The sequence below is a fragment of the Pseudomonas sp. EZ-C24 genome, assembly GCF_014525325.1.
In the GTDB taxonomy this organism is placed as follows: Bacteria; Pseudomonadota; Gammaproteobacteria; order Pseudomonadales; family Pseudomonadaceae; genus Aquipseudomonas; species Aquipseudomonas shirazensis.
The window spans coordinates 36597-56420 of sequence record NZ_JACDIU010000031.1 but is presented as its reverse complement, the minus strand read 5'-3'; the positions used below and the strand labels follow the sequence as shown (position 1 = coordinate 56420).

Here is a 19824-nt window from a genome sequence, read left to right as displayed (position 1 = left end):
CAGGGATCGTTGTGGGAGCGGGCTTGCCCGCGAAGGATCGCAAAGCGCCCCAAAACTATCAGCGTTTAGGCAGGAACAGCGGCAAATACAACCCCAGATACGCCTCACACACCCGCTTGCCTTCCTCGGCCATGCGCGGGGTGATCTGCTCGTGCAACTGCACCGAACGGGCATAGACCCGGTCGCTCAGCTCCATCGCCAGGGCAAACACATCGACGTCGTGCGGCATTGCCGGTAGATGGAAATGCTGATCGAACAGCTTGTGCATCAGCTCGCCCAACTCCAGATCATGCTTGCGATCCGCCTGGGTCACTTCGCTCAAGCCATGCTGGGCCAGAATCAACTGCCGCGCTGCGGCATCCTCCTGATAGATCTCCAACATACGTTGCTCGATCAGCCGCGACAGGTCATGCCAGGTGGTCAGCGCGCTGCTGTCGATCGGCGCGCGCAGTGCCTCACGAAAGGCCCGGTGCACATCTGCCGTCAGCGCTTCGAGCAGGGCCGGCACGCTGGCAAAGAAGTGGTACACCGACGACGGCGGGATCTGCGCGTGTTCAGCCACGCTGTAGATCGACAGCCCGGCCACACCGTGCGCCGCAAGCAACTCGCGGGCTGCCGCCAGGATCGTGACGATCCTGGCCTGGCTGCTGGCGCGCGGCTTGCGTGGAGTGGGCATACGGGTCATCAGTTGCTGATGGCCAGGATGCTGGCCTGGTAGGCACCGACGAACAGGTCGAAGTCACCCACCTCGTCCTGCTCCAGGCGCGCCTGCTCGGCCAGCGAGTCACGTGCCAGCGTCTCGAAAGCTTGCTGGCGCTCGGGGCTCAACGGCTGCTCACGGAAGGTTTCGGCATGCAGACGGCTCTGACGCATGGAGAATTCGACAAAGCTCTCATCGTGCTCGGTCATGCGCGCCAGCACCTGCGCCGACGGCGTCAGTTCGGGATCATCGACCTTGGCCTGCTGCGCTTCAACCGCTTTGGCGTGGGCGTCGCCGCCGTTGGCTTGATCGAGCAACGCGGCCAGCGGCGCGATACGCTCGATCAGCTCGCCGGCCCACTCCTTGAGCGTCACCGGTTGGCCATTGCGCTGCAGCTCCAGGCCCGGCTTGCGGCCTTGCTTGACCACGCTGAGGAAGTTGCTGGTGCACTGGCCGCATTCGCCGTTGCTCAGCTGCGGGCTGTCGTCCAGCGCGCACAGCAGCAGGAATGCATCGAGGAAGCGCGACTGCTGCAGGTCGATACCGACCGGCAGGAACGGGTTGATGTCCAGGCAGCGCACTTCGACGTACTGCACGCCGCGCGAGGCCAGCGCCTGGATCGGCCGCTCGCCGGTGTAGGTCACGCGCTTGGGGCGGATGTTCGAGTAGTACTCGTTTTCGATCTGCAGGATATTGGTGTTGAGCTGAACCCACTCGCCATCCTTATGCGTACCGATCTCGACGTATGGCGGGTACGGCGTGCCGACCGCCTTGCGCAGGCTGTCGGTGTAGCTGGCGAGGTCGTTGTAGCACGGCGTCAGGCCGGCCTGGGCGTTGCTCTGGTAACCCAGGTCGCTCATGCGCAGGCTGGTCGCGTAGGGCAGGTACAGGGTGTCGGGGTCGAGCTGTTCGAGCTGGTGCGCACGGCCACGCATGAAGCCTGCATCCAGCGCCGGAGAAGCGCCGAACAGGTACATAAGCAGCCAGCTGTAGCGGCGGAAGTTACGAATCAGGGCGATGTACGCCGCCGACTGGAAGTCACGGTCGCTATCGGCGCCGCCTTCCTTTTCGCGCAGCAGAGGCCACAGGGCCTCGGGCAGCGAGAAGTTGTAGTGAATACCGGCAATGCACTGCATGGTCCGGCCGTAACGCAGGGCCAGGCCCTTGCGGTAGACATACTTGAGCTGGCCGATATTGGAGGTGCCGTAATAGCCGATCGGAATATCCTCTTCGGCCGGCAATGCACAGGGCATCGACGGGCTCCACAGGTATTCGTTACCCAGCTTGGACTGGACGAAGCGATGCACCTCTTCGAGGTTATCCAGCACCGCTGCCGGGTCGGCCAGGGCCGGAGTAATGAACTCCAGCAGCGATTCTGAATAATCGGTGGTGATCTGCTCGTTGGTCAGCGCCGATCCCAGGGCCTCGGGATGCGGGGTCTGGGCCAGGCGACCTTGATCGGTCACGCGCAGGCATTCGCGCTCAATACCGTGCAGGCACTGCTTGAGCAAGGGGAGATTGGCACTGAGCAGGCTCAGGCGGCTGTTGAGGAGTTCGCTCAAGATGTATTCCTTCACGCGTCAGTCGCCCCAATATGGGGGTAGAAATAACGGTCTACAAGGGTAGGGACAAAGGAACTGGCGTTGTCGCCTGGTTACGCGGTTTCGGCAGTGCCATCACACTGCCGAAAATACCGCAGATAGCGCTTTGTGAGCTAGAGAACCGCGAAGGTTCCCTGAGCTTTCGCAACCAGCTTGTCGTCTTGGACTACGTCGGCGTCGACCACCAGTGTGCGCCGGCCCGCGTGCAGCACGCGCGCGGTGCATAGCACCTCGCCGTCGCTGACGGCGCGCATGTAGTTGATCTTGCATTCGATGGTCACGCTTTGCTGGTCAAAGCCATGGCTGGCCGAGCAGGCCAGGCCCATGGCGATGTCGACCAGGCTGAAGATCGCCCCGCCGTGCAGCTTCTGGCCGCGATTACGCAGCTGTGGCGTCAGTGTCAGGGCCACCGTCGCAACACCCTCTTCAAGGCGCTGCAGGCGGCAGCCAAGCAACTGGCTGAAGGCGCTTTCGACGTATTCGCTGGGCAGGTTGGTCATTTCTTCTTCAACTGCTTGGCGTTGGCGAACAGCGAGGCCATGGCGTTGTTGGCTGGCGCGGCCGTGGCAGTTTCACGCGGGCGCGCTGGCTGCTGCGGGCGGTTGCCGCCATTGGCCCGGCCACCACCGCGGTTGCCTTCGACCTTCTCGCCCGGGGTGTCGCCCATGCGCATCGACAGGGCGATACGTTTGCGCGGGATATCCACCTCCATCACCTTGACCTTGACCACATCGCCGGCCTTGACCGCTTCACGCGGGTCCTTGATGAACTTCTCCGACAGCGACGAGATGTGCACCAGGCCGTCCTGATGCACGCCGATATCGACGAAGGCACCGAAGTTGGTGACGTTGGTGACCACACCTTCGAGGATCATCCCAGGCTCGAGGTCCTTGAGCTCTTCGACGCCGTCCTGGAACGAGGCGGTCTTGAACTCCGGGCGCGGGTCACGGCCGGGCTTGTCCAGCTCTTGCAGGATGTCGGTGACGGTCGGCAGGCCGAAGGTCTCGTCGGTGAAGTTTTTCGGGTCGAGGCGCTTGAGGAAGGCGCTGTCGCCGATCAGCGAGCGGATGTCGCGGTCGGTGCCGGCGGCAATTCGCTGCACCAGCGGGTAGGCTTCCGGGTGCACGGCGGAGCCGTCCAGCGGGTTGTCGCCGTTCATCACACGGAGGAAGCCGGCGGCCTGTTCGAAGGTTTTTTCGCCGAGGCGGCTGACCTTTTTCAGTGCAGCGCGGGTGGCGAAGGGGCCATTGGCGTCGCGGTGGGCAACGATATTCTGCGCCAGGGTCGCGTTCAGCCCAGAGATGCGCGTCAGCAGCGCCACCGAGGCGGTGTTGACGTCGACGCCAACGGCGTTCACGCAGTCTTCCACTACCGCGTCCAGGCCGCGGGCAAGCTTCAACTGGGAGACATCATGCTGGTACTGGCCGACGCCGATCGATTTCGGGTCGATCTTGACCAGCTCGGCGAGCGGGTCCTGCAGGCGTCGGGCAATCGACACCGCGCCACGGATCGATACGTCCAGGTCCGGGAACTCGCGTGCTGCCAACTCCGAGGCGGAGTACACCGAAGCGCCGGCTTCGGAGACCATCACCTTGGTCATCTTCAGTGCTGGGTATTTTTTGATCAGTTCAGCGGCAAGCTTGTCGGTTTCGCGGCTGGCGGTGCCGTTGCCGATCGCGATCAGCTCCACCGAATGCTTGGCGCACAGTGCGGCCAGCACGGCGATGGTGCGGTCCCAGTCGTTGCGCGGCACGTGCGGGTAGACCGTGGCGGTGTCGAGCAGTTTGCCGGTGGCATCCACCACGGCAACCTTGCAGCCGGTACGCAGGCCCGGGTCGAGGCCCAGGGTAGCGCGTGGGCCTGCCGGGGCGGCGAGCAGCAGGTCGTGCAGGTTATGCGCGAAGACGTTGATCGCTTCGCTCTCGGCGGCTTCACGCAGCTCGCCGAACAGGTCGGTTTCAAGGTGGGTGTAGAGCTTGACTTTCCAGGTCCAGCGCACCACTTCGCCGAGCCATTTGTCGGCCGGGCGGGCGCGGTTTTCCACGCCGAAGTGCTGGCCGATCATCAGCTCGCACGGGTGCAGGGTGCCCGGCAGCTCTTCGCCGACTTTAAGCGCGGCGCTGAGTACGCCTTCGTTGCGGCCACGGAAGATTGCCAGCGCACGGTGCGACGGCGCGCTGCGCAGCAGCTCGTCATGGGCGAAGTAATCGCGGAACTTGGCGCCTTCCTCTTCCTTGCCCGGTACCAGGCGGGCACTGAGTACGGCTTCCTGCTTGAGGAAGTTGCGCAGTTTTTCCAGCAGGCCGGCGTCTTCGGCGAAGCGCTCCATGAGGATGTACTTGGCGCCTTCCAGCGCGGCCTTGACGTCGGCTACGCCCTTGTCGGCGTCAACGAAGCGCGCGGCTTCGCTTTCCGGGGTCAGTTGCGGGTCGTTGAACAGGCCGTCGGCCAGCTCGCCGAGGCCGGCTTCAAGGGCGATCTGGCCTTTGGTGCGGCGCTTTTGCTTGTACGGCAGGTACAGGTCTTCGAGGCGGGTCTTGGTGTCGGCCAGCTTGATCTCGCGGGCCAGCTCCGGGGTCAGCTTGCCTTGCTCGTCGATGCTGGCAAGGATGCTCGCGCGACGGTCATCCAGCTCACGCAGGTAGCGCAGGCGCTCATCCAGGTGGCGCAGCTGGGTGTCGTCGAGGCTGCCGGTGACTTCCTTGCGGTAACGGGCGATGAAGGGCACCGTCGAGCCTTCGTCCAACAGGGCCACGGCCGCCTCGACCTGTTGCGGGCGAACGCCGAGTTCTGCGGCAATACGGCTGTTGATGCTGTCCATGAAAACCACCTGACAATATGTGAATACTGGAGGCCGCAGGTGGGCATTCGTGCCCGGCGGCGCTGGGTGAAAGGCGCGCATTATACCCATCGCGCCGGGCTTGCGGTGATAGCGCCGCGCCATCGGCGGCCGCGTGGAAGTGGCGCCCGGGGAAAAATCTGCTAACAATGCACACGGCACGCGCTGCAATGGCTACGCCATAATGCGCAGCGATCTCAGAGGAGTTATTGATGACCAGCACGCCTAACACAGTTGAAGGTGACAAGATTCTCATCGTCGACGACGATCCGGGGCTCAGCAGCCTGCTGGAGCGTTTTTTCACCAGCAAGGGCTACCGCACCCGGGCAGTACCCAATGTCGAACAGATGGACCGGCTGCTGGCCCGTGAGGTGTTCAACCTGGTTGTACTCGACCTGATGCTGCCTGGCGAAGATGGCTTGTCTGCCTGCCGCCGCCTGCGCGCAGCGAACAACCAGATCCCGATCATCATGCTTACCGCCAAGGGCGACGAGTTGAGCCGGATCAAGGGCCTGGAACTGGGCGCCGACGATTACCTGGCCAAGCCGTTCAACCCCGACGAGCTGATGGCGCGGGTCAAGGCCGTGCTGCGCCGCCAGTCGGCGCCGGTGCCTGGTGCGCCTGGCAGCGAAGACGAGACCGTGACCTTCGGTGACTACGAGCTGTCGCTGGCCACCCGCGAGCTCAAGCGTGGCAATGAAGTGCACATGCTCACCACCGGCGAATTCGCCGTGCTCAAGGCGCTGGTCATGCACGCCCGCGAGCCGCTCACCCGCGACAAGCTGATGAACCTGGCCCGTGGCCGCGAGTGGGATGCGCTGGAGCGCTCCATCGATGTGCAGATCTCGCGCTTGCGCCGCATGATTGAACCGGACCCGTCCAAGCCGCGCTATATCCAGACGGTCTGGGGCGTGGGCTACGTGTTCGTGCCGGACGGAAACTCCGGCAAATGAGTCTGCAGGCCTGCCACTACGCTGCAGGGCGACCCGAACGGGCCGCCCTGTTTGCGTCTGTGGCCAGCCGGCAATCTGGCGGGCTCTGCTCGCGCCTGTTCTGCAGTAGATGTCCTCGATGAAAACCCCTGTTTGGTTCCCGCAAAGCTTCTTCGCCCGCACCCTGTGGCTGGTGCTTATCGTCGTGCTGTTCTCCAAGGCGCTGACCCTGGTCTACCTGCTGATGAACGAAGACGTGCTGGTCGACCGTCAGTACAGCCATGGCGTGGCCCTGACCTTGCGCGCCTATTGGGCAGCCGATGAAGAAAACCGCGAGAAGATCGCCGAAGCGGCCGGCCTGATCCGGGTAACCGGTGCCGGCGTGCCGGAAGGCGAACAGCACTGGCCGTACAGCGAAATTTATCAGCGGCAGATGCAGGCCGAGCTGGGCGAGGACACCGAAGTGCGCCTGCGCGTGCATGCGCCGCCGGCGCTGTGGGTCAATGCGCCGAGCCTGGGCCCGGGCTGGCTGAAGGTGCCGCTGTACCCGCACCCGTTGCGCGGGCAAAAAATCTGGAACGTACTCGGCTGGTTCCTGGCCATTGGTTTGCTGTCGACAGCGTCGGCGTGGATCTTCGTCCGTCAGCTCAACCAGCCGCTCAAGCGCCTGGTGTTTGCCGCCCGTCAGCTTGGCCAGGGGCGCAGTGTGCGCTTGCCGGTCAGCGACACGCCAAGCGAGATGGCCGAGGTGTACCGTTCGTTCAACCAGATGGCTGAAGACGTCGAACAGGCCGGGCGCGAGCGTGAGCTGATGCTGGCGGGGGTTTCGCATGACCTGCGCACGCCGCTGACGCGCTTGCGCCTGTCGCTGTCACTGATGGACAACGACAACGACCTGACCGACGACATGGTCCGCGACATCGAAGACATGGACGCGATTCTCGATCAGTTTCTGGCGTTTATCCGTGATGGCCGTGACGAGCCGTTGGAAGAAATCGACTTCTCCGACCTGGTGCGTGAGGTGGTTGCGCCGTACAACCAGCCGGAAGAACGCGTGCGGTTGTGCCTGGAGCCTATTCCGCCGTTCCCGCTGCGCCGTGTTTCGCTCAAGCGTATGCTCGGCAACCTGATCGGCAATGCCTTGCACCATGCGGGGCAGGGCGTTGAAGTAGCGGCTTATGTATCGGGCGACGACAGCGCGCCGTATGTGGTGTTGAGCGTGCTCGACCGCGGCGCGGGGATCGACGAGTCGGAGCTGGAAACCATCTTCAACCCGTTCATCCGGGGCGACCGTGCGCGCGGTGGCAAGGGCACGGGGCTGGGCCTGGCCATCGTCAAACGGATTGCGGCGCAGCATGGCGGCAATGTCGAGTTGCGTAATCGCTCTGGCGGCGGCATTGAAGCGCGGGTGCGTTTGCCGTTGGGCTTGCTGCTACCGCGCAACGCAGTGTGATTGCCGGGGCCGCTCAGCGGCCCCGACAATGTCAGCCCTTACCCTTGGTGCGGGTTTGATTCGGCCCGCCGTTCTTCTCCAGGTGCTCGATGATCATCCCGGCAACGTCCTTGCTGGTGGTGACCTCGATGCCTTCCAGGCCTGGCGATGAGTTGACCTCCATCACCAGTGGGCCGTGGTTGGAGCGCAGGATGTCGACGCCGGCCACGCTCAAACCCATGACCTTCGCCGCGCGAATGGCGGTGATGCGCTCTTCCGGGGTGATCTTGATCAGGCTGGCAACGCCGCCACGATGCAGGTTGGAACGGAATTCACCCGGCTTGGCCTGACGCTTCATCGAGGCAATTACCTTGTCGCCAACCACGAAGCAGCGGATATCGGCGCCGCCGGCTTCCTTGATGTATTCCTGAACCATGATGTTCTGCTTCAGGCCCATGAACGCCTCGATCACCGATTCGGCGGCCTGGGTGGTCTCGCACAGCACCACGCCAATGCCCTGGGTGCCTTCCAGTACTTTGATTACCAGGGGCGCGCCGTTGACCATCTGGATCAGGTCGGGGATATCGTCCGGCGAGTGGGCAAAGCCGGTAATCGGCAAGCCGATACCGCGCCGCGACAGCAGTTGCAACGAGCGCAGCTTGTCCCGCGAGCGGGCGATTGCCACCGATTCGTTGAGCGGATTCACGCCCATCATCTCGAACTGGCGCAGCACTGCGCAGCCATAGAAGGTAACGGACGCGCCGATCCGCGGGATCACCGCATCAAAGCCCTCCAGAGGCCGCCCACGGTAGTGGATCTGCGGCTTGTGGCTGGCGATGTTCATGTAGGCACGCAGGGTATCGATCACAACCATCTCGTGGCCACGCTGGGTACCGGCTTCAACCAGGCGGCGGGTGGAATACAGACGCGGGTTCCGCGACAGCACAGCGATCTTCATGCAGCACCTGTGACAGGGAGAGGGTTGACCGGAAAGGCCGGTTTTTCCTGAACGTATTTCGAGCTTGGGTCCACCACCAGTTGGCCGTGGATCAATGCCTTGGAACCGAGCAGCAAGCGGTAGCGCATGGCCTTGCGACAGGCCAGGGTGAATTCGACCTCCCAGACCCGGTCTCCCAGCGCCAGCGGCGTGCGGATCACATAGCGGACCTGGGCATGGCCGTTGGAGCTCTTGATGCTTTTCATGGTCACCAGCGGGGCTTCACAGCGGCGATGGCGCAGCTGCACCACGGAGCCGAGGTGTGCGGTAAATCGGACCCACTGCTCACCGTCGCGTTCAAACGGCTCGACATCGGTGGCGTGCAGGCTCGAGGTGCTGGCGCCGGTGTCGATCTTGGCGCGCAGGCCGGCCAGCCCGAGCTCGGGCAGCGCCACCCACTCGCGCAGGCCGATCACACTCAGATGGTCAAATGTCTTCACTAATCACACCCTGGGGATAAGGTGGTGAACTTTAAGCACCGCGCAGAATTTTTGCATCCGTCAGTGACGGTAGTACAGTTCGGTTAAAGACAGAATTCGAGGTAAAGAGATGGCACAAAAGTCGGAAGAAGACGACAAGGTACGCCTGGACAAATGGCTGTGGGCCGCGCGGTTCTACAAGACCCGCGCCCTGGCCAAGGCGGCCATCGAAAGCGGCAAGGTGCACTGCCGCGGCGAGCGCTGCAAGCCCGGCAAGGAGCCACGGGTGGGCGACGAGTTCGTCCTGCGTACCGGCTTTGACGAGCGCACCATCGTCGTCAAGGCGCTGTCGGTGGTACGCCGTGGCGCGCCTGAGGCGCAGCTGCTGTATGGCGAAACCGAAGAGAGCATCCGCCGCCGCGAGCAGGCCGCGCAGCAGCGCAAGGATGGCGCCCTGGGGATGACGACCGATGGTCGGCCCAACAAGAAACAGCGCCGGCAGATTCACCAGCTGCACGGCAGCTTCGACTGATCTGTGCTGTTGTAAGAGGATGAGACAGGGAGCGCCTCATGCGTGGGCCGTACCAGGCCTGTTAATATGTGGACATTATTTTTCCAGATAGCCAGAACCTTATGAGCGACCTCCCTGCTACCGATTTCACTCAACGTTTCCTGTTCGACGACCGCGACGTGCGTGGCGAGATGGTCGGGCTTGAGCGCAGTTATGCCGAAGTGTTGGCCAAGCATCCCTACCCGCAGCCGGTCGCGCTCCTGCTCGGTGAGTTGATGGCCGCCGCCGCGCTACTGGTGGGCACCCTCAAGTTCGACGGCCTGTTGATCCTGCAGGCGCGCTCTGAAGGCCCAGTGCCGTTGCTGATGATCGAATGCTCCAGCGAGCATGACATCCGTGGCCTGGCCCGTTATGAGGCGGACCAGATTGCCGCCGATGCAACCCTCACCGACCTGATGCCAGACGGAGTGCTGGCCTTGACCGTCGACCCGATCAACGGTCAGCGCTACCAGGGCATGGTCGACCTGCACGGCAAGGACCTGTCGGAGTGCTTCACCAACTACTTCGTCATGTCGCAGCAGATCAACACCACCATCACCCTCGCTGCCGACGGCTCGCGTGCCCGTGGCTTGCTGGTGCAGCAGTTGCCTGCCGACCGTCAGAAAGACAGCGATGAGCGCGATGAAAGCTGGAACCACGTCAAGGCTTTGGCGAACACTGTCAAAGCCGAGGAATTACTGGGCCTGGACAACGAAACCATGCTCCATCGCCTGTACCACGAAGAGGCTGTGCGCCTGTTCGACCTGCAGCCGTTGCAGTTCCGCTGCAGCTGCTCCCGGGAACGTTCAGGCAATGCCTTGGTCAGTCTCGGTCAGGAAGACGCTCAGCAGCTGGTAGTCGAGCATGGTGGCCAAATCGAGGTCGATTGCCAGTTCTGCAATCAGCGTTATCTGTTTGATGCGACCGACGTTACGCAATTGTTTGCTGGCGGCGGCACAAGCGGCGCAGCAGAAACACGTCACTGAAACGTTTAATTGCAGTGGATTCTCCTGTCGTTCTGCGATAAACCGCAGTTCTGACAGGAGGGGTCTACTTTTTTTGGGCTTTTCTGGCATAATCCGGCCACTTTTTTCGCTGTAGTCGTTTTTTTCGGACCACTACAAAACGTTTGGAGCACTCGGCCTCGGGCCGGATGGGGTATCTCATGACGCAAGCCAACAACACCGTGTACACCGACCTGAGCGTCGATGAGCTGGTAAAAGAAGCGCTGTCCCGCGGTGAAGGCGAGCTGGCCGATACTGGCGCGCTGGTCGTGAAAACCGGTCACCGCACCGGCCGTTCGCCAGCTGACCGTTTCATCGTCGACGAACCCAGCACCACCGAGGCAATTGCCTGGGGCCCGATCAACCGCAAGTTCCCGGCCGACAAGTTCGATGCCTTGTGGGCTCGCGTTGAAGCGTTCAACAACGCCCAGGACCATTTTGTGTCCTACGTTCATGTAGGTGCTGCCGCCGAGCACTACCTGCCAGTGCGCATGACCACCCAGACTGCCTGGCAGAACCTGTTCGGTCGTTGCCTGTTCATCAACCCGGAGCAGTACAACCCGGCCGGTCGTGATGAGTGGCAAGTGCTCAACGTTGCCAACTTCGAATGCTCGCCTGAGCGCGATGGCACCAACTCCGACGGTTGCGTGATCATCAACTTCGCCCAGAAGAAAGTGCTGATCGCGGGCATGCGTTACGCCGGCGAAATGAAGAAAGCCATGTTCTCGGTACAGAACTTCCTGCTGCCGGCCGCTGACGTACTGCCTATGCACTGCGCAGCCAACATCGGCGAAGAAGGCGATGTCACCCTGTTCTTCGGCCTGTCCGGCACTGGCAAGACCACTCTGTCGGCCGATGAAAGCCGTTACCTGATCGGTGACGACGAACACGGCTGGGGCGAAGGCGTTGTCTTCAACATCGAAGGCGGCTGCTATGCCAAGTGCATCGACCTGTCCGAGAAGAACGAACCGGTCATCTGGAAAGCCATCAAGCACGGCGCAGTTCTGGAAAACGTGGTCATCGACGACGCCTCCAAGCACGCCGACTACGCCGATGTCAGCCTGACCCAGAACAGCCGCGCGGCCTATCCGCTGGAGCACGTTGCCAAGCGTTCCGAGAAGAACCTGGGCGGCGAGCCAAATGCCGTTATCTTCCTGACCTGCGACCTGACCGGCGTGCTGCCGCCAGTGTCGATCCTGAACAACGAGCAAGCGGCCTACCACTTCCTGTCGGGTTACACCGCGCTGGTCGGTTCGACTGAGATGGGTTCGGGCGGCGGCATCAAGTCGACCTTCTCCACCTGCTTCGGCGCGCCGTTCTTCCCGCGTCCTGCTGGCGAATACGCTGAGCTGCTGATCAAGCGCATCAACGGCTTCGGCTCCAAGGTCTACCTGGTCAACACCGGCTGGACCGGCGGCGGCTACGGCGTTGGCAAGCGCTTCAGCATCCCGACCACCCGTGCTGTGATCGCTGCGATCCAGAGCGGCGCGCTGGTGGGTGCCGAAACCGAACACCTGGACATCATCAACCTCGACGTGCCGAAAGCCGTTGAAGGTGTTGATACCAACCTGCTCAACCCACGCACCAACTGGGAAGACAAGGCTGCCTACGACGAGGCTGCCAAGGGTCTGGCCAAGCTGTTCATCGAGAACTTCAAGAAGTTTGAAGTTTCCGACGCAATCAAGGCTGCCGGGCCGAAGCTGTAAGCTTTAATCGGTATGCTGGATAGAGCCGCCCTTAGGGGCGGCTTTTTTTTGACTGTGGTTTTGTTCAGGGCCACTGCTGCCGTGCATGCAGGATGCGAATATTCTCGAGTTTTTCACCTGCGCAGCGGTAGACCATCACGTAATTGGGGCGAACCACGATCTCTCTGGTGCCGGGATAACGCCCCTGCTTGTATAGATTGGGTTGCTGAGCCGCTTGCCTTGCTTTGTCTCTGAATTCAGTATCCAGCGTGATGGCCGCGCCAGGGTTGCTTTCGGCAATGATATTCATGATTCGCAAGCGGTCTTCCAGAGCCATATTCAACCAAACCAGACGCATCAGTGCGGTTTGGCCCTGAGCGCGGCCCGGCGGGCCGCGAAGGCGCTCTCGGCGTCTTCGTCATCCGTCGCCGGCGTTGTATCACTCAGGCTGGCCTCAACCTGTTCAAAAAACCAAGTCTCGTAGGCGGCTGCATCATGCACCCTCTTCAGCGCTTCAGCTCGATCAGGCCGTTGATAAGTGCTCAATTGGCGAGGATCGTAATTGGAACTGTCGATCTCGAAGTGATCAATGCCCAGTTCATGTAGATAAACGACCAAGGTCTCCAGCTTCTTGAATAGCCTGACACTGCCGCTGCGTTGGGCGGTAAGCAGATGCTCGCTTTCATCGACATTGATCTGCACGGCCCAGCCACCCGGCTGGCCTACTACATGTGTCGCATGGACGCGGCCGGTCTCTGCTATCCGCCGAAGCTCGGCATGATTGAGTTGTAGTGTAGGCACGGGGGTATGTCTCGGTTTCATAGGAGCGACCATGCTATGCGATCTACAATTGATTGCGACTATATGACTTCCCAAGCCTTTGTGGGAAGCTTCGCCTTCATGTAACCAACCCGCGTGGCAAACCATGACCGAATCCCCCCTGCGCTCCGACTTCAACCACTTCCACCCAATCCTCACCCGTCCGCAAGACAACGACGTCAACGGCCACATCGCTGGCGCTACTGTGCATGGCTTTTTTGAAACCGCGATCCAGGCATTTCTGGTAGAGCAGGCCGAGCTCGACCTGCGCGACGGCGCGCTGGCGGGCCTGGTGATCAGCTCGGCAGCCGACTTCTACGCCTTGCCGGCGTTTCCGGATGTGCTCGAGGTGGGCCTGGGCGTGACGCGGCTGGCTGGCAGTACCGTTGAGTACCGTTTGGCGCTGTTCCGCCCAGGCGAGACCCAGGCGTGTGCGGCGGGCAGCCTGGTGCAGGTGTTCATCGAGCGCAGCTCAGGCCAGCCTGCCGTGCTGCCTGAGGCCATGCAGGCGACCCTCGCAGGCCTGCGGCCCAACCTTTAAAGGGTGCAAATGCAAAGGCCCCACCGGGAGGGGCGGGGCCTTTTGATGCCTGGGCTAAGCCCTTGGCTGTCAGTGACGCCAATGGCGTTTCGGCTTGTGCTTGCGATGGCCATAGTGGTGGCCGCGGTCGTAGTGACGACGGTCATCGTAGCCGCGACGGTAACGACGGTCGTCGCGCTCGTCTTCATCGGCCTTGTTGCCCATGTAGTTACCCAGCGCGCCACCTGCGCCGCCGCCTGCGGCTGCACCGATGTAGCTGCCGTTGGTGCCGCCTACGCTGCGGCCAATCACGTTACCGCCGGCTGCGCCCAGGGCACCACCGATTGCGGCTTCACCGCGTTGACGTTTATCGGCACCGACCGCACTGCCGGCAGCGCCGCCCAGGCCTGCGCCAATCGCGCCGCCGGTGCTGCCGCCAAGCTGCTGGCCGACCACTGAGCCGAGTACCCCACCCAGTGCGCCGCCAATACCTGCTTCAGTCGTGCCGCCTGCCATGGCAACGCCGCTGAGCAAGCCAAAAGACAACAACAGAATCGAGGAGTACTTCTTCATCAAGAGAACCTCAGAGGGATGACGAGGGCGAATTTGAGGCTCGGCGAGCACTCTGGCAATTGAAATCCGACGAGTAACACGAGTTGTACACAATTCTCTAAGTTACTGTTTTCAATATGAAACTTAATCGTTTTTTGCCTGTCATACGCTACTTGAGACAAAGCCCTGACCATTGCGGACAGGGCTTTTTTTGGTCTCCAGAAAGCCGATGAGGCTATGCCGTCAGAGGATTCGACCGGTGTCGCTGGCACGTTCCAGCTTGATCGCGATGAACTTGGAAGTCGGCGTGTGGCTGCCGTCGCCAATGCTCTCCAGCGGCACCAGCGGGTTCACCTCTGGATAGTAGGCCGCCGCCTGCCCAGCCGGAATATCGTAGGCCAGCAGAGTGAAGCCACGTACCCGGCGCTCGATGCCATCGTCCCACAGCGACACGATATCGGCCTTCTGCCCAGGCGCGAAGCCCAGACGAATGATGTCGGCTTCGTTGACGAACAGCACGTCGCGCTGCGCCTTGACCCCGCGGTAACGGTCATCCAGGCCATAGATGGTGGTGTTGTACTGATCGTGCGAGCGCATCGATTGCATGATCAGGTCCGGCAACTGGCCGCTGGCGCGTACGCGCTCATCGAGCAGCGAGTCGGGCAGCAGGTTGGCCTTGAAGTTGGCGCGCCCGTTCGCGGTTTGCCACTTGCGGCTGCCAGCGCTGTTGCCCAGGTAGAAACCGCCCGGGTGTTTCAGGCGCTGATTGAAGTCGGCAAAACCGGGGATGGTGTCGGCGATCAGCTGGCGAATGCGGTCGTAGTCAGCCACCAGCCAGTGCCAGTCGACCGGGCGCTTGCCCAGCGTTGCGGCGGCAATACCGGCAATCACCGCAGGCTCGGAACGCATCTGTTTCGACAGCGGCTTGAGCTGGCCATTGGAGGCGTGGACCATGCTGAACGAGTCTTCCACCGTGACCGCCTGCGGGCCATCGGCCTGCATGTCGATATCGGTACGGCCCAGGCACGGCAGGATCAACGCCTGCTTGCCATGCATCAGATGGCTGCGGTTGAGCTTGGTACTGATCTGCACCGTCAGGTCGCAGTTGCGCAGCGCCTCAGCAGTGCGCGCGGTGTCTGGCGTGGCTTGGGCGAAGTTGCCACCCAGGCCGATGAATACCTTGGAACGGCCATCGAGCATGGCGTGGATCGCCTCGACGGTGTTGTGGCCGTTGGCGCGCGGCACCGGGAAGGCGAAGCGTTGTTGCAGGGCATTGAGCAGCGCTGCTGGCGGCCGCTCGTTGATGCCCATGGTGCGGTCGCCCTGCACGTTACTGTGGCCGCGCACCGGGCACAGGCCGGCACCGGGCTGGCCGATGTTGCCGCGCAGCAGCATCACGTTGACCATTTCCTGGATGGTCGGCACCGAGTGGCGATGCTGGGTGATGCCCATCGCCCAGCACATGATCACGCGCTTGCCTTTGCAGTACATGCGCGCAGCCTGTTCGATCTCGGCCAGCTCCAAGCCCGACTGGGCCTGCAGCTGATCCCATGGGGTGGCATCAACCACCGCCAGGTACTCATTGATGCCGTGGCCGTGCTCGGCAATGAACACATGATCGAAGATCGCCGGCTCGCCCTTGGCCTGGGCCTCGCGCTCCCACTGCAGGAGGAACTTGGCCATACCGCGCAGCAGGGCCATGTCGCCGCCCAGGGCCGGGCGGAAATACGCCGAGTTGGTTGGGCGGTCGCTGTTGGTGAGCATCTCCAGCGCGTTCTGCGGGTGCTGGAAGCGCTCCAGGCCACGCTCCTTGAGCGGGTTGACGCAGATCACCTGTGCGCCGCGTTTGACCGCATCGCGCAGCGGGTCGAGCATGCGTGGGTGGTTGGTGCCGGGGTTCTGGCCCCAGACGAAGATCGCATCGGCGTGCTCGAAATCATCGAAGGTCACCGTGCCCTTGCCGACCCCGACGCTCTGGCCCAGGGCCACGCCGCTGGCTTCGTGGCACATGTTCGAGCAGTCCGGGAAGTTGTTGGTGCCGAACGCGCGGACAAACAGCTGATACAGGTAGGCCGCTTCGTTGCTGGCCCGGCCCGAGGTGTAGAACTCGGCCTGGTCCGGGCTGGTGAGGCCGTTCAGGTGCTGGGCGATCAGGGCGAAGGCGCTGTCCCAGTCGATCGGCTGGTAACGGTCGCTGGCCGGGTTGTAGAGCATCGGCTCGGTCAGGCGACCCTGGTACTCGAGCCAGTAATCGCTCTGCTCAAGCAGCGAGGTCACGCTGTGGCGAGCGAAGAAGGCCGCATCGACACGGCGCTTGGTGGCTTCCCAGTTGACTGCCTTGGCGCCGTTCTCGCAGAACTTGACCATGCCGCTTTCAGGCGAGTCGCCCCAGGCACAGCCCGGGCAGTCGAAACCGCCGTTCTGGTTGGTCTTGAGCAGGGCGCGGATGTTCTTCAGTGCGTTGTCGCTGCCAACCCAGGCCTTGGCCACACTGCGCAGCGCACCCCAGCCGCCGGCGGCGCCGTTGTAGGGCTTGTAGCGAGGTGGGGTTTGTTCTTGCGGAAGCTTCTGATGGGAGGTCACGGCGATTTCGACTCCGCCACGGGGCTGAACACCCGTGGTGCACTGTGTTTGGGCAAATGAATAAGGTTGAGCTGATGCTTACGCGCCCATTGCAGGGCAAGGCCGGTGGGCGCCGACAAACTGACCAGGGTCTGGATGCCTGCACGCAGCACCTTCTGGATCAGTTCCAGGCTGCAGCGGCTGGTGACGATGGCCAGGCCGCCCTGGGTGTCGATCTGCTCGCGCAGCAAGGCGCCGATCAACTTGTCCAGCGCGTTGTGCCGGCCGATGTCTTCACGGCCCAGCAACAGCTCACCTTGGCTATTCATGAACAACGCCGCATGGACTGCACCACAGTGCTGGCCCAGCGGTTGAAACTGATCGATGCGCCGGCGCAGGTCGTGCAGCCACTCGACCGGCGGCAGCGGCGCGCCGGGCAGGCTGGCCAGTTCTGGCAGCGCTTGCTCCAGCGCTTCGACACCGCACAGGCCGCAGCCACTGGTACCGGCCAACTGGCGGCGCTGGTTTTTCAGGTTCCAGAACGCCCGGCTGGCAATCTCCAGGTCGGCATACAGCGCCGAGCCACTGCCAGAAAGCTTTACGTCGTAGATTTCATCGGTGCTTTCGACGATGCCGCTGCCGACACTGAAACCGACGGCAAAATCTTCCAGATCGGTCGGGCTGACCAGCATCACGGCCTGGCTCAAGCCGTTGTAGGCGATCGCCAGCGCGACTTCTTCGGCAAGCGGCGTGCTGGCACGCCCGGCATCGCTGAGTTGGACGTAGTCGTAGGTGTTGCTGGCGGCAGGCATGGACAGTGCAGTGGACGCCGCGCAGACCGGAGGTTTGCTGTTCATCGGGCGCAGTACCGTCTGGCTCATTAGTGCACAAGCCTAGGCTTGTGCGTCGGCGACGTCTAATCGCAAGGTTCTATGCCGTGATAGAGCGCGTCGATTGGTCGCACCCGGGCGGGTTGGGCAAACCTGTCCTAGACTTGCCGTTCCGAGGATTTATCAACATGGAGCGCGCAATGAGCCTATTCAGTTTCGTGAAGGAAGCCGGCGAGAAGTTGATCGACCTGCTCACGCCTGGCAATGCCAAGGCCGAAGAGCAGATCAAGGAGCACGTGAGCAAGGTGGGGCTGGGTAACCCCAATATCACCGCTACGGTTGATGGGGACAAGATTACCCTCACGGGCGACGTGGCCAGCCAGGAGGAGAAGGAAAAGATCATTCTCGCGGCGGGCAACATCGAGGGTGTGGCCAGCGTTGACGACCAGATTACCGTGACCGGGCCGGTGGTTAAGGCGGCTGTTTTCGTCACTGTCGTGAAGGGTGACACGCTGAGCGCGATCTCCAAGCGGGTTTATGGTGACGCGAACAAGTACAACAAGATTTTTGAGGCTAACAAGCCGATGTTGTCGCATCCGGACAAGATTTATGTGGGACAGGTTTTGCGGATTCCTGAGTAAGGAATTCAGGTCCGCGTATTGGGGCTGCTTTGCAGCCCTTTCGCGACAAAGCCGCTCCTACGGGGGGCCGCGCACGTCTAGACGACGCGGTCGATGTAGGAGCGGCCTTGTGTCGCGAAAGGGGCGCAGAGCGCCCCCAAAATCCCGAATATCACACCCTCTATCAGTGCATCCTATTCCGCGCTATCTCGATGTCATCCATGATCGCCTTGGCAAACGCACTCAGATAATCCGCTGCCCCCAACAGCTTGTGATCATTTTCCATGTCGCCCTCGCGGACCAGGTGCTTGATATAACCAAGCAATACCGACACCTGCTCATAGGCATGCTCAAACGGCACCCCCGGCATCACCCGAAAAATATGACAGGGCTTGTCGCCTGCCTCGAAAAACGTCTCTACGCCAACGGTGACGTCTGTGCGTGGGAGGTCGCTCATGCCGTTGCCTCCTGACGTGCCTGTAGCCGATGGAATACGTGCTCGACCAACCCGCGTGCGGTATCGGTACAGTGGCCGGCATTGATCAGCAAGTGGGTACCTGGCTCACCGGTATGGGTGCGGCAGTGTTGCTCCAGGGTTGCTGAAACTCCGCGCAATAGTTCGCTGGCGTGGGCGAGGGCGTCGGGTGGGTACAGGTCGGGTTGGATGGAGGCGTAGAAGACGCTGGCGGTGGGTGGGTCGGGGACGATTTTTTTCATGGCAAAACTCCTCAATTCCATTGACGGAGGCTGCCGCTCGACTTTCTCAGGGATCGAGGGTGGCAGCCGTGCGCGGGGTGAGAAACCGAGGGAATCAAGGAAAACTCGGCCGGACCGAAGTCCGCCCGCGCACGGCCGCCATAACGGCTTGCCGCGTGATTCATTCAACGGGTTCTCACACCCGGTCACCGGAAAACGGCAACCCAAGGACGTTATCCCTGAGCCATTTCCCCGACAACAGCGAAGGTTCGGCAAGGCGCTTAGGATAGTTCCGAAGCGACGTCGATTTGAAGCATTTGGTTGCAGTTTGGGAAATGTCTTACGGCTTTGGATCGGTGGATTGGGGCCGCTTTGCGGCCCCGGCAATCTCGCGCCTTGCTCACAACCCCGCCAACAACTCCCGATAATCCTCAACCGCCGCAAACTCCTGGGTATCCCGCGGCGCTGCCTTGCTGTCCGGCTGCCGCACCGCGAGCAAATGCCCGACCCCATACCGCTGCGCACTGCGCAAAATCGCCAGGGTGTCATCAATGAACAAGCTGCGCGCCGGATCGAAACCGATGTCGGCCTGCAAGGCATCCCAGAACAGCGGGCTTTCCTTGGGATAGCCGTAATCATGCGAGCTGATCAAACGCTCGAAGTACCCCGCCAGCTCCACCCGCTCCAACTTCAACGACAACGAATCACGATGGGCATTGGTGATCATCACCACACGCTTGCCCGCTTTGCGAATCGCCGCCAAAAACGTATCGGCATCCGGGCGCAGGGCAATCAGGTCGGCGATCTCTTGCTTCAGCTCGCGGATCGGCAGGTTCAGCTCTTGGCTCCAGAAGTCCAGGCAGTACCAGTTCAGCGTGCCGGCGTTACGCTCGAACAGCGGCTGCAGCTCGAGCTCGGCCATCGCCCGGCTGATACCGTGCAGCTCGGCGTAGCGCTGGGGCAGGTGTTGCAGCCAGAACTGGTTGTCGTAGTGCAGGTCGAGCAGGGTGCCGTCCATGTCGAGCAGAACGGTGTCGATGGCAGACCAGGGAAGAACAGGCATGGG

General features: G+C 62.1%; 21 protein-coding genes. 7 read left to right on the top strand and 14 right to left on the bottom strand.

Annotated features, from left to right (window positions below; translation table 11 throughout):
* Nucleotides 1-58: 58 nt before the first annotated feature.
* The 4 genes from IDM28_RS21510 to IDM28_RS21495 form a co-directional block, all read right to left on the bottom strand.
* Complete coding sequence (locus IDM28_RS21510) at nucleotides 59-685, bottom strand: TetR/AcrR family transcriptional regulator (protein WP_188036835.1); 627 nt, start codon at nucleotides 683-685, stop codon at nucleotides 59-61.
* Nucleotides 685-2262, bottom strand: coding sequence for a glutamate--cysteine ligase (gene gshA / locus IDM28_RS21505; RefSeq protein ID WP_219860607.1), 1578 nt, complete (start codon nucleotides 2260-2262; stop codon nucleotides 685-687). Before gshA ends, IDM28_RS21510 begins: the two co-directional genes overlap by 1 nt.
* Nucleotides 2263-2414: 152 nt before the next feature.
* Complete coding sequence (locus IDM28_RS21500) at nucleotides 2415-2801, bottom strand: PaaI family thioesterase (protein ID WP_101322553.1); 387 nt, start codon at nucleotides 2799-2801, stop codon at nucleotides 2415-2417.
* The gene (locus IDM28_RS21495; RefSeq protein ID WP_188036834.1) at nucleotides 2798-5122 is read right to left on the bottom strand and encodes a Tex family protein; all 2325 of its coding nucleotides are present in this window, start codon (nucleotides 5120-5122) and stop codon (nucleotides 2798-2800) included. Before IDM28_RS21495 ends, IDM28_RS21500 begins: the two co-directional genes overlap by 4 nt.
* A 230-nt stretch (nucleotides 5123-5352) precedes the next feature.
* On the opposite strand from IDM28_RS21495, the gene ompR reads away from it, so the two are divergent.
* A complete protein-coding gene (gene ompR / locus IDM28_RS21490; protein ID WP_101322551.1) occupies nucleotides 5353-6093 on the top strand; it encodes a two-component system response regulator OmpR in 741 nt (246 codons plus the stop codon).
* Nucleotides 6094-6211: 118 nt separating this feature from the next.
* The gene (locus IDM28_RS21485; protein WP_178080802.1) at nucleotides 6212-7525 is read left to right on the top strand and encodes an ATP-binding protein; all 1314 of its coding nucleotides are present in this window, start codon (nucleotides 6212-6214) and stop codon (nucleotides 7523-7525) included.
* 31 nt (nucleotides 7526-7556) lie between these two features.
* Here the strand turns inward: IDM28_RS21485 and rimK are convergent, their stop codons facing one another.
* Together rimK and IDM28_RS21475 are read right to left on the bottom strand one after the other, a co-directional pair.
* On the bottom strand, nucleotides 7557-8462 hold the full coding sequence (gene rimK, locus IDM28_RS21480) for a 30S ribosomal protein S6--L-glutamate ligase (protein WP_101322549.1): 906 nt from the start codon (nucleotides 8460-8462) through the stop codon (nucleotides 7557-7559).
* A complete protein-coding gene (locus IDM28_RS21475) occupies nucleotides 8459-8908 on the bottom strand; it encodes an ATP-dependent zinc protease (RefSeq protein WP_224785582.1) in 450 nt (149 codons plus the stop codon). The genes rimK and IDM28_RS21475 overlap by 4 nt, the downstream gene beginning before the upstream one ends.
* A 142-nt stretch (nucleotides 8909-9050) precedes the next feature.
* Between IDM28_RS21475 and IDM28_RS21470 the strand changes: the two genes are divergently transcribed.
* From IDM28_RS21470 to IDM28_RS21460, 3 genes are all read left to right on the top strand, one after another.
* Entirely contained in the window at nucleotides 9051-9452 is a 402-nt protein-coding gene (locus tag IDM28_RS21470; RefSeq protein WP_101322547.1) for an RNA-binding S4 domain-containing protein, read from the top strand.
* 101 nt (nucleotides 9453-9553) lie between these two features.
* Entirely contained in the window at nucleotides 9554-10456 is a 903-nt protein-coding gene (gene hslO / locus IDM28_RS21465) for an Hsp33 family molecular chaperone HslO (RefSeq protein ID WP_101322546.1), read from the top strand.
* Between the two features lie 179 nt (nucleotides 10457-10635).
* Entirely contained in the window at nucleotides 10636-12180 is a 1545-nt protein-coding gene (locus IDM28_RS21460; RefSeq protein WP_150570512.1) for a phosphoenolpyruvate carboxykinase, read from the top strand.
* A 64-nt stretch (nucleotides 12181-12244) separates the two neighbouring features.
* Here the strand turns inward: IDM28_RS21460 and IDM28_RS21455 are convergent, their stop codons facing one another.
* On the bottom strand, nucleotides 12245-12517 hold the full coding sequence (locus tag IDM28_RS21455; RefSeq protein ID WP_188036833.1) for a type II toxin-antitoxin system RelE/ParE family toxin: 273 nt from the start codon (nucleotides 12515-12517) through the stop codon (nucleotides 12245-12247).
* Nucleotides 12517-12861: a hypothetical protein gene (locus IDM28_RS21450; RefSeq protein ID WP_224785581.1), complete on the bottom strand. Its 345-nt coding sequence runs from the start codon at nucleotides 12859-12861 to the stop codon at nucleotides 12517-12519. The genes IDM28_RS21455 and IDM28_RS21450 overlap by 1 nt, the downstream gene beginning before the upstream one ends.
* 223 nt (nucleotides 12862-13084) lie before the next feature.
* On the opposite strand from IDM28_RS21450, the gene IDM28_RS21445 reads away from it, so the two are divergent.
* A complete protein-coding gene (locus IDM28_RS21445) occupies nucleotides 13085-13519 on the top strand; it encodes an acyl-CoA thioesterase (protein ID WP_101322544.1) in 435 nt (144 codons plus the stop codon).
* A gap of 69 nt (nucleotides 13520-13588) precedes the next feature.
* Here IDM28_RS21445 and IDM28_RS21440 read toward each other — a convergent pair whose 3' ends face one another.
* The 3 genes from IDM28_RS21440 to fdhD form a co-directional block, all read right to left on the bottom strand.
* On the bottom strand, nucleotides 13589-14071 hold the full coding sequence (locus IDM28_RS21440; RefSeq protein ID WP_101322543.1) for a glycine zipper domain-containing protein: 483 nt from the start codon (nucleotides 14069-14071) through the stop codon (nucleotides 13589-13591).
* A 222-nt stretch (nucleotides 14072-14293) separates the two neighbouring features.
* Complete coding sequence (locus IDM28_RS21435; RefSeq protein WP_188036832.1) at nucleotides 14294-16633, bottom strand: FdhF/YdeP family oxidoreductase; 2340 nt, start codon at nucleotides 16631-16633, stop codon at nucleotides 14294-14296.
* Nucleotides 16630-17469 carry a formate dehydrogenase accessory sulfurtransferase FdhD gene (gene fdhD, locus IDM28_RS21430; RefSeq protein WP_188036831.1) on the bottom strand — a complete coding sequence of 280 codons (840 nt, stop codon included), beginning with the start codon at nucleotides 17467-17469 and terminating at the stop codon, nucleotides 16630-16632. Before fdhD ends, IDM28_RS21435 begins: the two co-directional genes overlap by 4 nt.
* Nucleotides 17470-17642: 173 nt before the next feature.
* Between fdhD and lysM the strand changes: the two genes are divergently transcribed.
* Nucleotides 17643-18083 (top strand): peptidoglycan-binding protein LysM, encoded by a 441-nt coding sequence (gene lysM / locus IDM28_RS21425; RefSeq protein WP_101322541.1) that lies wholly within the window; start codon nucleotides 17643-17645, stop codon nucleotides 18081-18083.
* A 163-nt stretch (nucleotides 18084-18246) separates the two neighbouring features.
* Here lysM and IDM28_RS21420 read toward each other — a convergent pair whose 3' ends face one another.
* The 3 genes from IDM28_RS21420 to yrfG form a co-directional block, all read right to left on the bottom strand.
* Complete coding sequence (locus tag IDM28_RS21420; RefSeq protein ID WP_101322540.1) at nucleotides 18247-18519, bottom strand: DUF3077 domain-containing protein; 273 nt, start codon at nucleotides 18517-18519, stop codon at nucleotides 18247-18249.
* Nucleotides 18516-18779 (bottom strand): hypothetical protein, encoded by a 264-nt coding sequence (locus IDM28_RS21415; RefSeq protein WP_150570507.1) that lies wholly within the window; start codon nucleotides 18777-18779, stop codon nucleotides 18516-18518. The genes IDM28_RS21420 and IDM28_RS21415 overlap by 4 nt, the downstream gene beginning before the upstream one ends.
* 379 nt (nucleotides 18780-19158) lie before the next feature.
* Nucleotides 19159-19821, bottom strand: a complete 663-nt coding sequence (yrfG, locus tag IDM28_RS21410; protein WP_186700522.1) for a GMP/IMP nucleotidase — start codon at nucleotides 19819-19821, stop codon at nucleotides 19159-19161.
* Between the last annotated feature and the right edge of the window lie 3 nt (nucleotides 19822-19824).